Here is a 13,564-nt window from a genome sequence, read left to right on the forward strand (position 1 = left end):
AGTGTCGTGTCACACAACCGTGAAGACAGCGGCCTGTCAGCGGCGCAAAGGCGTCGACGTGCGGTGTTCCGGTGGTCGAAGCGCTCGGGTGGGCGCCGGGGTGGCCCGGTCCGCCGGACCGAATCGCCTGGTCATGCCGTCCAGATGAGGCGGTGTCGCGGCCCGGGTGATCTTCAGTCCGTCCAATTCCGCCGGGGTGCGCGCAATGGTGCAATGCGTGCGGCAGGTACGCCGGCGTGCGATTCCTCAGGGCCGGGCGAGATGCGAATCGGAGGGCACCGTGAGCGGATCCGCGCACACCGGCGGCGCTGCCGCGCGGTCATGATCTATGTGATCGGCTCCGGCCCCGCAGGCGTCGCCGCGGCGGTCGCGCTGACCCGGCAAGGGCTGCCCGTCACCGTCCTCGACGTGGGGCTCTCGCTGGAGCCGGCCAGGGCGGCTGCCGCCGGGCGGATGGCGGCGCGGCGGCCGCAGCAGTGGGCCGCGGCGGACGTGGCGACCGTGCGGGAGAACCTGCGCGCCGGCGCCGGCGGCGTCCCGCTGAAGGTCAGCTTCGGCTCCGACTTCATGTACCGCGACGCCGAGGCGCATCTGCCGCGCCGGGCGGCCGGGGTCGGCGTCGTGCCGTCGTTCGGCCGGGGCGGGTTCGGCACCGTCTGGGGCGCCGCCGCGCTGCCGTACCTGCGCGAGGAGCTGGACGAGTGGCCGGTCGCACCCGGCGAGCTGGAGCGGCGGTTCGCGCAGGTGCTGTCGTTCGTCGGGCTGTCCGGCGCCGCCGACGACCTCGCCGAGCGGTTCCCGGCGTACACCGACCGCCTGGAGTCGCTACCGGCCAGCCGGCAGGCCGAGGAGCTGCTGGGTGACCTGCGCCGCAACCGGGAGGCGCTGCGCGCGCAGGGGTTCGTGTTCGGCCGGGCGCGGCTGGCGGTGGCGAGCCGCAACGCCGGTGGCCACCCGTGCGCGCGGTGCGGCCTGTGCATGTCCGGCTGCCCGTACGGCCTGATCTACAACCCGGCTACCACGCTGCGCGAGCTGGTGACGCGGGGACAGGTGACCTACGTGCCCGGCGTGCTGGTCACCGGGTTCGCCGAGCGCGGCGGCGAAGTCCACATCGAGGGGCGGGAACTGGCCACCGGGCGGACCGTGCGGCACGTCGCGTCCCGGCTGTACGTCGCCGGCGGCGTGCTCGGCTCCACGAAGCTGTACCTGGCGTCGGTCGGCGCCTACGACCACGAGCTGGTCGTGCGGGACAGCCAGTACTTCCTGCTGCCGATGCTGCGCTACCGCGGCGTGCCGGGCGTGTCCGGCGAGGGACTGCACACCCTGTCGCAGGTGTTCCTGGAGGTGTTCGACCCGCGGCTGTCGGCCAGGAGCATCCACCTGCAGATCTACACCTACAACGCGCTCTACCGGCAGGCGGTCGAGGCGACGCTCGGCGCCGCGTACCCGGCGCTGCGCCCGGTCAGCGCGGCGCTGCTGCGGCGGATGCTGCTGGTCCAGGGGTACCTGCACGCGGACCTCTCCGGCGAGATCGGCCTCACCCTGCGCCGCGACGGGGTGCTCGACCTGCAGGGCAGGCCCGGGCCGCACACCCGCCGGGTGCTGCGGGAACTCGTCGCGAAGCTGCACCGCAACCGGTCGTCGCTGCGGGCGGTCCCGCTGCGTCCCCTGCTGAAGCTCGGCGAGCCGGGCCGCGGGTTCCACTGCGGCGGCACGCTGCCGATGCGGCGGCAGCCCGGCGACTTCGAGACCGACCCGCTGGGCCGCCCCGCCGGGTTCGAGCGGGTGCACCTGGTTGACGCGAGCGTCTTCCCCACCGTCACCGCGAGCACGATCACCCTGACCGTCATGGCCAACGCCTACCGCATCGGCGCCCACGAGGACGCGGGCCGATGAGCGGGGTGGTGGCGGTCACCGGCTGCTGCCGCACGCGGCCGTCCGCCCGGCCGTCCCATGCTTGCTGACCCCGCGCAGGTCGAGGTGAGCGTGGTGCTGCCGTGCCTCAACGAGGCGGAGACGATCGAGGTCTGCGTCCGCAAGGCGCTGGCCGGCCTCGCCCGGCTCGGTGTCACCGGCGAGGTGCTCGTCGCCGACAACGGCTCGACCGACGGGTCGCCGGCGCTCGCCGCCGCCGCGGGCGCGACGGTGGTCCACGCGCCGATCCGCGGTTACGGCGGCGCCCTCATCAGGGGGATCGAGGCCGCCCGCGGCCGCTACGTCGTCATGGGCGACGCTGACGACTCCTACGAGCTGGGCAACCTCGGCCCGTTCGTCGCCGAGTTGCGCACCGGCACGGACGTGGTCATCGGCAACCGGTTCAAGGGCGGCATCGCCCCGGGCGCGATGCCCGCGCTGCACCGGTACCTCGGCAACCCCGTGCTGTCCTGGCTCGGCCGGCTGCTGTTCAGGCTGCCCGGTGTCGGCGACTTCCACTGCGGGCTGCGGGGGTTCAACCGGGACCGGGTCCGCGCGCTCGGGCTGTGCATGGCGGGGATGGAGTTCGCCAGCGAGCTGGTCATCCGCGCGGCGCTGGCGAGATACTCGATCACCGAGGTCCCCACCACGCTGCGCCCCGACGGCCGCAGCCACCCGCCGCACCTGCGGACCTGGCGCGACGGGTGGCGGCACCTGCGGTTCCTGCTCGTGTTCGCGCCGAAGCCCACGCTGCTGGTCCCCGGCTCGTTCATCGGCTGCGCCGGGCTGCTCGGCACGGCCCTGCTGGTCACCGGCGAGCGGCATGTGTTCGGCGTCTCGTTCGACGTCGGCGCCCTCGTGTACAGCTGCCTGGCGGTGCTGGTCGGCGCCCAGTTGCTGATCTTCGGCGGGTTCGCGCGCCTGTACGGGGTGCAGGAAGGCATCACCCGGGAGGACAAGCACGCCCGCTGGACCCGCTGGCTGAGCTTCGAACGGTGCGTCACCGCGGGCCTGCTGGTCGGCCTCGCCGGGCTGGTGGCCACGCTGGTCGCGGTCACCGACTGGGGCAGGACCGGCTTCGGCGCGCTGGACCCGCGCGAGACGCTGCGCGCCGTGATGCCGTCGGCGACGGCGATCGCGCTGGGCGTCATCCTGATCTTCTCCGGACTGTTCGCCAGCCTGCTGTCGCTGCGCACGTCCGTGGACGCCGGCGGTGCCCCGGGCGCCGCAGGCATCCCGTCGCCCCGCCCGACCGCCGAGGCGGTCCCGGACCCGACCCACCAGCCCTGAAGGAGTCACCCGACCGTGCGCATGTGGTTGCGGGAGCACCGGATGCTCGCCGGCCTCGTCGCGATCGGCGCGACGATCCGGCTCGGCATGATGTTCGCGTACTACCCGGCCTTCGGCTACTTCTACGACACCCGCGGCTACCTGGACGCGGCCAGCTCCACCACGCCCGGCACCATCTGGCCCTTCGGGTACTCGGCGATGCTCAAGGTGCTCGACGCCGTCACCGGGCAGATCGTCTCGGTCTCCGCGGTGCAGCACCTGATGGGCCTGGCCCTGGGCGTCGCCGTCTACGCCCTGCTCACGCGGCGGGACGTGCGCCGGTCGTGGGCCGCGCTCGCGGCGGCGCCGGTGCTGCTCGACGCCCGGCAGATCCAGCTCGAGCACTACGTGCTGTCCGAGACGCTGTTCACGTTCCTGCTGCTCGCGGGCGTCACGCTGCTGATGTGGGCGCAGCGGCCGCCGCTGTGGCTGACGGCGTGCGCCGGCGCGGTCATCGCGCTCGCCGCGCTCACCCGCACCGTCGGCCAGCCGCTGGCCGTGCTCATCATCGGGTACCTGATCGTGCGGCGCGTCGGATGGCGGCACGTCGCGGTGTTCACCGTCGCGGTGACCGTGCCCATGGGCGGCTACCTGGTGTGGTACCACCGGCACCACGGCGAGTACGCGTTCAACGGCTACTCCGGCCGGTACCTGTGGCAGCGCACCACGACGTTCGTGGACTGCTCGCGGACCGACTTCACCCCGCGGGAACGCGAGATCTGCCCTCCGGAGCCCCTCGGCCGGCGCGAGGTCAGCGACATCTACTTCTGGGGGCTCGACCGCGACCGCATCGGCCAGCGGTATCCGGGTCCCGGGCACGACGCGCTGTTCGCGGGGTTCGCGCGCAAGGCCGTCCTCGGGCAGCCGGGCGACTTCCTGGCCGCGGTCACCACCGACATTTGGCACCTGGTGCAGCCCGGCTGGCCGGCGCCGCAACGCATCGCCTGTACCACGGACATGTGGACGATGCCGTCCGGCGGGCGCTCCGGCAACCAGGTGAGCGCCTGCACGGCGATCCTCATGGTGACCGGGTTCAGGCCGGTCGGCTCGGGCCCGGCCGCCCCGGCGGCGACGCCGCTGAACAGTTCGCTGTGGGCGTACGGGCAGACCTTCGTGACGCCGCCGTCGGTGCTGCTGCTGGGCGCGCTGCTGGCCCTGCTGCTGGCCGCATGGTCGCGGCGGCCGGCCGGGCGGTGGCCAGGCGGCGGACGGGCGGCCGCGGACGCCGCGCTGCTGGCCACCATGAGCCTGGCGATGCTCCTGCTCGGGGTCGCGCTGTCCGTGATCGACCTGCGCTTCACGGTGCCGCTGCTGACGACGGTCCCGCCGGCGCTCGCCCTGGCCGCGACGACGCTGCGCCGGCGCCCGGCACTGCGCGAAGAGCCGGCGGCAGCCCCGCCCGGCCGCACCCCGGACGGTCCGGCTGGCGGTGCCGGCGCCCCGGACGGTCCGGTCGCGACGGTTATCGCGCGGCAGAAGGGGAAGAGCGTCGTGCGACAGTGACCGGCGATGGGAAGGAGCTGGTGATGAAGGCGAAGGTCGGCGACCGGATCATCGAGGAAGGCACCCATGTCGGCGATCACCGCCGGATCGGCGTCGTCACCGGGGTGCGCCACGACGACGGCACGCCGCCATACGAGGTGCGCTGGTTGGACTCCGGCCACGAGGCGCTGGTCTTCCCCGGGACGGACGCTCGCATCGAGTCCGAGCCCGCCCGTAACGACTGAGCGCAGACGGCTGGCGTACCCGGAACCTCGGTGACGGGCGGCGAGCGATGGTGTGGCAGACGATCCACCGCACCCAGGCGGAGTGCCGGGCGGCCAACCTGAGCAACCTGCCGTGGGTGCGGCACGACTTCACGTGGTCGATGGCCCGCTCGTGGCTGGCCGGACTGCCGGACGGGCGAGGGCTCAACATCGCGCACGAGGCGGTCGACCGCCACGCCGGCGGCCCGCTGCGGGACAAGGCCGCGCTGCGGTGCCTGACCCCCGGCGCGCCGCCGGTCGAGCTGTCCTACGAGGACCTGCGCCGCCGGACGAACCGCTTCGCCAACGTGCTCGTCGCGTACGCGCTCGACCGGGGCGAGCGGGTGTGCACGCTGCTGCCCCAGGGCGCCGACCTGGTCGTGGCCGCGCTGGGGACGGTGAAGTGCGGCGGGGTGCTGGCGCCGCTGCCCGCGGCGGCCGGCCCGGACGGTGTCCGGGCCCGGCTGCTCCTCGCCGGCCCGGCGGTGCTGGTGACCACCCCGCAGCTGTACGAGAGCACGGTCGGGCCGGTCCGCGACGCGGTGCCGGGCCTGCGGCACGTGCTGGTGACCGGCGACGGGCCACCCCCGGCCGGCACGGCCGGTCTCGGCGCCGCGACGGCCCAGGCCGGCGACCGGTTCGAGATCCCGCAGACGGACCCGCGGCAGACGGCGCTGCTGCAGTTCACCGGCGGCGCGACCGGCCGGCCGGACGGCGTGGTGCACGTCCACGAGGCGGTGGTCGCGCAGCACGCGACGGCGAGGTTCGCGCTCGACCTGCGACCGGAGGACGTGTACTGGTGCACGGCCGGCCCGGGCTCGGCCAGCGGGACGTCGTACGGCATCGTCGCGCCGCTGAGCGTCGGCTCGACCGTCGTGCTCGACGCCGGGGAACCCGACGCCCGCCGGTGGTGCTCGCTGCTGCAGCAGCATCGGGTGACGGTCTGGTACACCACGCCGCCGGCGGTGCGGATGCTGATGGAACACGGCGACCCGGCGGCCGGAGGCGACGTGTCCGCGCTGCGGCTGGTCGCCTCGACCGGCGGGCCGCTGCCGCCGGAGGCGGTGCGCTGGGGGCTCACCAGGCTCGGGTGCGCGGTGCAGGACACCTGGTCGCAGGCCGAGACGGGCGCGATCATGATCAGCAACTTCGCCGGCGTCGACCTCCGGCCGGGGTCGATGGGGTTTCCCGTGCCCGGGGTCGAGGCCGCGCTGCTGGCGCCCGGCGGCGGCGCGGCGCGGGTGATCGAGGCGCCGGACGAGGTCGGTGAGCTGGCGCTGCGGGCGGGCTGGCCGTCGATGTTCCGCGGCTACCTGCACGATGAGGACCGGTACGCGCGGCGCTTCTCCGGCGGCTGGTACCTCAGCGGGGACCTGGCCCGCCGGGACGCCGACGGCTACTACTGGTTCGCCGGCCGGCGCTGAGCGACCCCCGCCGCCATCCACGACAGGTGCTCGGTGAACCACGCGGCCGCCCACAGCGCGGCCAGCTCCGGCGCTCCGGCCGCAGGGTCCGCGGTGTCCGGCAGCAGCCGCAGCTGGCACGGCACCCGCAACGCGGCGGCGGCCTGCTGGTTGAGCGTCACCAGGCAGCGGTCCCGCTCATTGACCATCAGCAGCGTCGGTACCCGCACCGCGCCGGACGCGGCGCCGGCCCGGTCCGGGCGACCGTCGCGGCACACCACCGCACCGACCACCGCCGGCCGCCGGGCCGCGGCCACCAGTGCGACGGCGGCGCCCGCGCCGGCCCCGAACAGACCGATCGGCACCGGCGAGGGCGCCTGCCGGCTCGCCCACCAGTCGACGGCGGTGACCAGCCGCCCCGCCAGCAGGCCGACGTCGAAACGCAGCCGCGCGGTGCGCTCGTCGATCGCCTGCTCGCGGCGGGTGAGCAGGTCCGTGCTGACCGTGGCGACACCCGCCCGGGCGAGCCGGTCCGACACGTCCGTCCTGCCCGGGTCGCGCCGGGCGACCGGCTCGCAGTCGCCGAACAGCACGGCGGCGCGCGGATCCTCGGGACCGGTCAGGTGCCCTTCGCAGATCACCCCGGCCGCCGGGATCGGGACACTGATGTCGTGCCGCATGGCGTACCACCTCCGTCGGGGCGTCGCTGTGGCGCGCCGGCCACGGTCAGGACGTGCCCGCTCCGTGCGGTTTCAGACCCGCCGCCGCGGGCGGGATCGCCGCACGTGCGGCCGGGGCACGCCGCTCACCCTGCCGGAATGATTGGGCCGCCGGACGTGGCGGTGCCCGGCGCGCCAGGGCAGGGTGGAAGCGTCGGCTGTCGGCTCGGACCACCTGCCCGGCGCGGCATCGGAGTGCCGGCAGCACTGCACAGCGAGGAGCTGAGTGCGATGCGTATACCACAGCAGATTCTGGCCGAAGCTCACACCATCGCGGTGGTCGGAGCGTCGCGGGATCCACAGAAGCCCGCCCACTGGGTGCCGAAGATGCTGCAGGAGCAGGGCTGGCACATCGTCCCGGTGAACCCGCACACCGGGCGGCTGCTCGGCGAGCGCGCCTATGCGCGGCTCAGCGACGTGCCGGTGCCCGTGGACGTGGTCGAGGTGTTCCGGCCGGCGGACGAGGCCGAGGAGCTGGTCCGGGAGGCGGCCGCGATCCAGGCCGGCGCGATCTGGCTGCAGCTGGGCATCGTCAGCCCGGAGGCGCAGCAGCTCGCCAAGGAGCTCGGGCTGGACTATGTGCAGGACACCTGCATGGGTATGGAGCGGGCGCTGGCCGACATGGTGCACGGCGGGTGCAAGCCGTCCTGCGCGGTGTACCACGGTCTCGTCCCCGAACTGGTCGGGTCGCCGGCACCGCCGGAGCCCGGCGCGGACCTGCAGCATTCCTGACCCGGCGCGTCGTGCGGCGGGCACCGCCACCACGGAGGAGTCGAGCATGGACACTCGCCAGCACCACGACAGCCCCACGTCGATCCGGGTGGAGCCGGCGAGCCGCGTGCTCGCGGCGGCGGGCGTGACGGCGCTGCGCGCGCCGTCGATCTGGAACACGCAGCCGTGGCACTGGCGGATCGAGCACGACACCGCCCAGCTCCGCGCCGACCGCAGCAGGCAGCTGCGCAGCATCGACCCGGACGGCCGGCTGCTCACCATCAGCTGCGGCGTCGCCCTGCACCACGCCGACGTGGCGCTGCGGGCCGCCGGCACGGCGGCCGTCATCGACCGGCTGCCCGACGGCGACGACCCGGACCTGCTGGCGGTGCTGCGGTATGCCGGCAGGGTGGAGTGGTCGCCGACCGCACAACGGCTACGGCGGGCCATCGCGGCCCGGCGTTCGGACCGGCGGCCGTTCGCCGACGAGCCCGTGCCGGAGCACAAGGTCGACCGGCTGCGCGACGCGGCGCACCGGGCCGGGGCGGACCTGCACATCGTCCGGCCCCAGGACCTCACCACGCTGACCGTCGCGGCCGGACACGCCTCGGCCGCCGAGCGCACCGACCCGCAGTACCGCGCCGAGCTCGCCACCTGGACCGGCACCAGGCTCGAGGGCGGTGAGGGCGTGCCGCTGGACACGGTGGCCCCGGTGGGTGCCCGGCCCGTACCGATCCGCGACTTCACGGGCGCCGACCCGGGGCCGAGCATCTACAGCGGCATCGACGTGATGGACCGCAACGCCCGGTACGGCGTGATCGTCACCGACGTCGACGAGCCGGCGGGCTGGCTCGTGGCCGGCGAGGCGCTCTCCGCGGTGCTGCTCACCGCGACCGCCGAAGGGCTGGCCACGTCCGCGATGAGCGACCTCGTCGAGAACAGCGCCGCGCGGGTCATGCTGCGGCGCATGCTCGGCAACGTCGGCCACCCCGCGATCGGCGTCCGGATCGGCGTCCCCGGGCACGGCGCGGCCCCGCCCCAGGCGCCCCGCCGCCCGGCCAAGGACGCCGTCGAGGTCGTCGTGGACCCGGACGAGCCGCTCCAGGGGCCCTGAGCACCGCTCCAGGAGCCTGAGCACCGCTTCGGGAGCCGGGAGCCCTGAGCCTTCAGCCGGGCAGCCGGTTGAGCCACGCCCGGTTCACCCGCGACTGGACGAGCGCGATCGCCCGGAACGTCTCGCGCAGGTGCCGGCGGGTGAGCGAGTCCAGCTCCTTCGGCGCGATGAACGTGCCCGACGGCGGGCTGGCGGTGCGCAGCGCCCGGACCTCGTGGTGCAGCAGCAGGCGGTAGACGTTCTCGAACCCGCCGGCCAGGGTGTCCGCCTCGTCGGTGGTGAGCAGCCCCAGGGCCGCGCCGCGGTGCAGCCGCTGCACGGTGGTGCCGCTGGCGTCGCCCGCGGCGATGGCGATCCAGCGCGCCAGCGCGACGACCGGGGTGAGCCCACCCGGTTTGAGGTCGAGCTGGCCGCGGTGCTCGCCGCTGTGGTGCACGACGAAGTCGCGGATGAAGCCGGTGGGCGGGCGCCAGCTCAGCGCCTCGTCGAGCAGCGCGCGCAGGAACTGGCTGGTGCGGGTGTGGGACCGGATGCTCAGGCTGAGCGCGCCGCCCAGCTCCGGGTCGGTCAGCGGCCGGCTGTCGGCGACCATCGCCGACAGCAGCAGGGCGTTGTCCTGGGTCGGGTGATGCTGCCAGCCGCGGGCCGCCGCGATCCAGCCCGAGCGCGCTCGGCTGAACACCGGGTTGTGCGCGTTCGCGCCGTTGGCGCACAGCGTGAACCCGCAGCGCTGCAGTACCCGCAGCACCTCACGAGCCTCGGCCCGGATGCCGCCGGCCGGGTCCGGCGCGGCACCGTCCTGCGGCGGGTCGGCCCACACCAGCGCGGTGTCCACGTCGGACAGCGGCAGCGGCTCCTGCCTGGCCAGCGAGCCGAGCACGACCCAGGAGTGCCGCACGCCGTCGAGCGACGGGTGAGGCTGCAGGCGCAGCGCGCGGCGGATCGCCGCGTCGAGGACCGCCGCGTGGATGGCGCCGATGCGGGTGGCGGGCACGGCGTCGTCGCACAGCTCGACCAGCATCCCGGGCAGCAACCGGCACGCCGCGGCCAGCTCCTGCACGTCGCGGGCGTTGTCGATCGCGGAACGGACCAGCAGCGGGTCGCGCACCTCGGCGCCGGCCAGGTCCGCCGCCCGCAGCACGCCCGCGGGCCGCCCCGCCGGATCGACCACCACGAGATGGTGCACGCCGTGCTCGATCATGCGCAGCAGCCCCTGCGCCTGCGTGGTGTCCTGCCCGACGGTCAGCGCGGGCACCGTGGCGAGGGCGCCGACCGGGGCGTCGACGGCGATCCGGCCGGTCGCCACCTGCCCGCGGAAGTCGAGGTCGGTCACGATGCCGATGCGGTCCCCGACCCGCACCAGCGCGCACGACAGCCCTGCCTCGCCGATGCGCGCCGCCACGTCACGGACCCGGTCCGTCTCGTCGCACCAGACGATCGGCCGCACCAGGCGCGCCAGCGACTGATCGGCCCCTCGCAGGCCGGCGTCCCGCACCAGCCGCAGCCGGTCGGCGCGCGGGTGCACCGCGGCGAAGCGCAGCCGCTCGGGCGCGGCGAGGAACGTCCGCGGATCCGGGATGCGCAGGCACCGGCTCTCCTCGTGGGCCTGGACCCGGACCGTCGGCGGCAGGCCCGCCAGCAGCCAGACGTGACCGAACATGTCACCCGGCCCCAGCAGGTCCACGAGCCGGTCGCCGTCGAGCACCTCGAGCGCGCCGGTGCGGACCACCCACAGGAACTCCAGCGGCTCGCCCTCGGCGGCGACGACCGCGCCGGCCGCGAAGCGCTCGACCTCGACGCGGGCGGCCAGCCGTGCCAGGTCGTCGCCGTCCAGCGCGTCGAACGGCGGCTGACCGCCGAGGAAGTCCACGAACTCCTGCACGCCGGTCCACCTCCGGTTCGGATGCGGCAATCCTCGGCCCGGGCCGGCCGCGTTGTCGAGGGGTGGGCGTCGAGGTGGCGGCAGGCGGCCGCCACGGACGCCGACCGTGCCGCGATCGTCGCGGCAGGCACGGCGGCACTCGCGGCCTGGCAGGGCACCGCGTTCCACGTCGCCTATCTGCTGGGCTCGGTCGCCGGCATCCTGCTGGGCGTCATGATGCTCCGCGGCGCCGTCTTCGGCAGGCTGACCGCGTGGCTGGCGATCACCGCGAACACCGTGGGCCTGGGCCTGTACATCCCCCGGGTCGGCGTCTACGTCGCGGTGGCCTCGGTGCTGTTCCTCGAGATCTGGTACGGGCTTGTCGCGTGGCACCTGTGGCGGCTCGGCGGTGCCGGCCCGGGCCGCGGGCGAGCCGCCCGTGACCGCACACCGCGGAGGCCCGGCCGGGCCTCCGCAGCGCTGACGGTCACCGGGTCCGATGCGTCACGAGTGGAGCGCGTCGAGTGTCTCGCGGACAAGGTCAGCCGCCGTGCGGTCCTCGGACCGGTCGAGCGCCCTGGCGAGGTCCCGGATTGCCAGCTCGAGCGCCTGCACGTGCGCCTCGAGGTGGCGCAACCGCAGCAGCACGTCGGTCGAGGGCGGCAACGACGTCGACTCCCATTCGTCGGTCAGGGATGTCGTTGACATGGTGGTCATCGTGACTCCCCCTTCGTGGTGGGCCGGCCGTGTGCCGACACCCCCATCGTGGCCCCGGACGCCGGTGCCCGGCAGGGCCGTTCGGCCCGCCGGCCATGGGGACGCAGACCCCTCCACCTGACCGGAGGGCCGGACGGCATCCCGCGGCGGGCCCGGCTCACCCGGCCGGCTCACCCGACTGGCTCACCCGGCCGGCTGCGGCTCGTCGACGCGGCGGGCCCTGATGGGATGCCCGGCGCTCGTCACGCACCGGCCCGTCGGCAGGTCGAACTTCCAGCCGTGCATCTGGCAGGTCAGCACGGTGTCGTCGAGCTTGCCGAAGCGTGCCAGGTTCGCCTTCAGATGCGGGCACAGGCCCTGCACCGCCCAGTCGCCGATCACGATGTCCTCGACGTCGGTGGTCTGCTCCGCGTACCACCCCTCGGCGTACTGCAGGCGGTCGTCGCTGAGGCACTTGAAGAACGTGTAGACGTACTCGTTGTACTGCCCGACCCGGGCGGCCGAGAAGCGGCAGGACAGGAACAGGCTGTTGACCCAGTCGGCCTCGCCGGTCACGAGGAGGTGCTCGATGAGGCTGCGTCGGGTGCGGAAGCGGTACCGCGCCCGCTCGTCGCCGGCGGTGCGCACCTCGCGGGCGGTGAAGTCGAAGACGATGCTCTGCACGACCGCGCCGGCGTCGTCGGTCAGGTCGAAGCGGACGGGCCCGCCGATGCCCCGGGCGATGTGCTCGCTGCGCGCCATCAGCGGCTGCACCCGCTCGGTCAGCCCCGCGAGCACGTCGACCTCCGGGTGCCGCCACGACGCCCTGGCCGCCTCGATCACCGGGCGCTGCCGCCGCTGGTACGCGCGCAGGTACTCCTCCTTACCGGCGAAGAACGCGGCCACGTCCGGTACCGGCTGCTCGACCTCACAGGCGTCGGGCGTGACGGTGGCGGTGGTGCCGGGCAGCAGGACGACCCCGTTGCGGTGCCCGAGCCGCTCGTAGTGCTCGATGAAGTCCTGCTGGTCGGGGAAGATGTTGCCCTCGTCGCCGAACAGGTCGTTGACGCCCCACAGCTCCTCGTCCAGGAAGCAGGGCGGCCCGGCGATCGGGAAGACCCAGCTCGCGCCGAGCTCGTTGACGTACCGCAGCGTCCGGTCGAACTGCCGCTCCCGTTTCTGCCGGCCGAAGGCGCGCTTGGCGGCGGCCGGCAGCTCGTAGACCATCGGGTACCAGATGGCGCCGGAGAACTGCAGCAGGTGTGCGTGCACGTGGCCGAGCTCGGCGAAGGCGGTCAGGTCACGCGGCCGGGCGTCGTTCTGGTTGAGCAGGCGCACCCCGTCGTGCTCGACCCAGATCGACGAGTCGCCGATCGGGCCGTCCGTCGGCGACACGAGCGCCTGGATCATCACGGACAGTCCGCCGTCCAGCGTCACCGGCTCGCCGCTGCGGGTGCGCAGGAACGACCGGAAGCCCAACGCGCGCAGCTCGTCCTCGAGGTCGCTCGTCGGGTACGCGGGCAGCAGCACCGTCGCCCGCTTCGACACGTACCGGCGCAGGTGCTCCGCGTCGAAGTGGTCCCGGTGCAGATGGGACACGTACAGGTAGTCGCAGGCGCCGAGGGTGTCCCAGTCGAGGCCCGAGTTGTCCGGGAACGGGAACCACGAGGCGAAGTACGCCGGGTTCACCCACGGGTCGCACAGGATGCTGCCGGCCGCCGTCTCGATGAGCATGCCGGCGTGGCCGGTCCCCGTTACCCGCATGTGCCCACGGTCCTTTCACTGCCGTCCGGGTGTGACCAGGCGAGCGTCGTCCCACCGGCCGGGAGGTGGGCAGGGCTGAATGTCCCGACGCCCCCAGGGCCGAAGGTCCCCTCCGCGGCCGGCCGGTCCCGGGGCCACCGTCCCGCCCGGAGGTCCCGCGGCGCGGGGGCACAAGGTCCCGTCGACAGGGGTGATTGTCCTCTGCGGCGCGAGGGTGCCGGTGCCCGAAGCTGTTGGCATCACACAAGGACGCACGGAGTAGAGGCCCGGAGGGCACACCATGAAGCGCAAGATGCTCGACATCATCG

At 74.3% G+C, this 13,564-nt stretch carries 10 protein-coding genes and 1 pseudogene; 8 read left to right on the forward strand and 3 right to left on the reverse strand.

The window, feature by feature from the left end:
• Nucleotides 1–321 precede the first annotated feature (321 nt).
• Genes AB0H83_RS46870 through AB0H83_RS46890 form a run of 5 tightly spaced genes read left to right on the forward strand, consistent with a single transcriptional unit; the run spans nucleotide 322 to nucleotide 6,412 of the window.
• On the forward strand, nucleotides 322–1,896 hold the full coding sequence (locus tag AB0H83_RS46870) for a GMC oxidoreductase (protein ID WP_360108769.1): 1,575 nt from the start codon (nucleotides 322–324) through the stop codon (nucleotides 1,894–1,896).
• Nucleotides 1,897–1,953: 57 nt separating this feature from the next.
• Complete coding sequence (locus AB0H83_RS46875; RefSeq protein ID WP_360108772.1) at nucleotides 1,954–3,204, forward strand: glycosyltransferase family 2 protein; 1,251 nt, start codon at nucleotides 1,954–1,956, stop codon at nucleotides 3,202–3,204.
• 21 nt (nucleotides 3,205–3,225) lie between these two features.
• Complete coding sequence (locus AB0H83_RS46880; RefSeq protein ID WP_360108796.1) at nucleotides 3,226–4,746, forward strand: phospholipid carrier-dependent glycosyltransferase; 1,521 nt, start codon at nucleotides 3,226–3,228, stop codon at nucleotides 4,744–4,746.
• A gap of 23 nt (nucleotides 4,747–4,769) precedes the next feature.
• Entirely contained in the window at nucleotides 4,770–4,970 is a 201-nt protein-coding gene (locus AB0H83_RS46885; protein WP_360108775.1) for a DUF1918 domain-containing protein, read from the forward strand.
• 47 nt (nucleotides 4,971–5,017) lie between these two features.
• A complete protein-coding gene (locus AB0H83_RS46890) occupies nucleotides 5,018–6,412 on the forward strand; it encodes an AMP-binding protein (protein WP_360108778.1) in 1,395 nt (464 codons plus the stop codon).
• On the opposite strand, the gene AB0H83_RS46895 is transcribed toward AB0H83_RS46890, so the two are convergent.
• On the reverse strand, nucleotides 6,388–7,071 hold the full coding sequence (locus tag AB0H83_RS46895; RefSeq protein WP_360108781.1) for a dienelactone hydrolase family protein: 684 nt from the start codon (nucleotides 7,069–7,071) through the stop codon (nucleotides 6,388–6,390). The two genes, AB0H83_RS46890 and AB0H83_RS46895, sit on opposite strands and share 25 nt — an antisense overlap.
• A gap of 270 nt (nucleotides 7,072–7,341) precedes the next feature.
• Between AB0H83_RS46895 and AB0H83_RS46900 the strand changes: the two are divergent.
• Nucleotides 7,342–7,746, forward strand: a pseudogene (locus tag AB0H83_RS46900) (CoA-binding protein); the annotation flags it as partial.
• 142 nt (nucleotides 7,747–7,888) lie between these two features.
• Entirely contained in the window at nucleotides 7,889–8,935 is a 1,047-nt protein-coding gene (locus AB0H83_RS46905; protein ID WP_360108784.1) for a nitroreductase family protein, read from the forward strand.
• A gap of 52 nt (nucleotides 8,936–8,987) precedes the next feature.
• Here the strand turns inward: AB0H83_RS46905 and AB0H83_RS46910 are convergent, their stop codons facing one another.
• Nucleotides 8,988–10,817, reverse strand: coding sequence for a putative nucleotidyltransferase substrate binding domain-containing protein (locus tag AB0H83_RS46910; protein WP_360108787.1), 1,830 nt, complete (start codon nucleotides 10,815–10,817; stop codon nucleotides 8,988–8,990).
• Nucleotides 10,818–10,838: 21 nt separating this feature from the next.
• On the opposite strand from AB0H83_RS46910, the gene AB0H83_RS46915 reads away from it, so the two are divergent.
• Nucleotides 10,839–11,501 (forward strand): hypothetical protein, encoded by a 663-nt coding sequence (locus tag AB0H83_RS46915; RefSeq protein WP_360108790.1) that lies wholly within the window; start codon nucleotides 10,839–10,841, stop codon nucleotides 11,499–11,501.
• A gap of 195 nt (nucleotides 11,502–11,696) precedes the next feature.
• Here AB0H83_RS46915 and AB0H83_RS46920 read toward each other — a convergent pair whose 3' ends face one another.
• Nucleotides 11,697–13,256: a Rieske 2Fe-2S domain-containing protein gene (locus AB0H83_RS46920; RefSeq protein ID WP_360108793.1), complete on the reverse strand. Its 1,560-nt coding sequence runs from the start codon at nucleotides 13,254–13,256 to the stop codon at nucleotides 11,697–11,699.
• Nucleotides 13,257–13,564: the final 308 nt, after the last annotated feature.

Source organism: Dactylosporangium sp. NPDC050688, assembly GCF_040654515.1.
In the GTDB taxonomy this organism is placed as follows: domain Bacteria; phylum Actinomycetota; class Actinomycetes; order Mycobacteriales; family Micromonosporaceae; genus Dactylosporangium.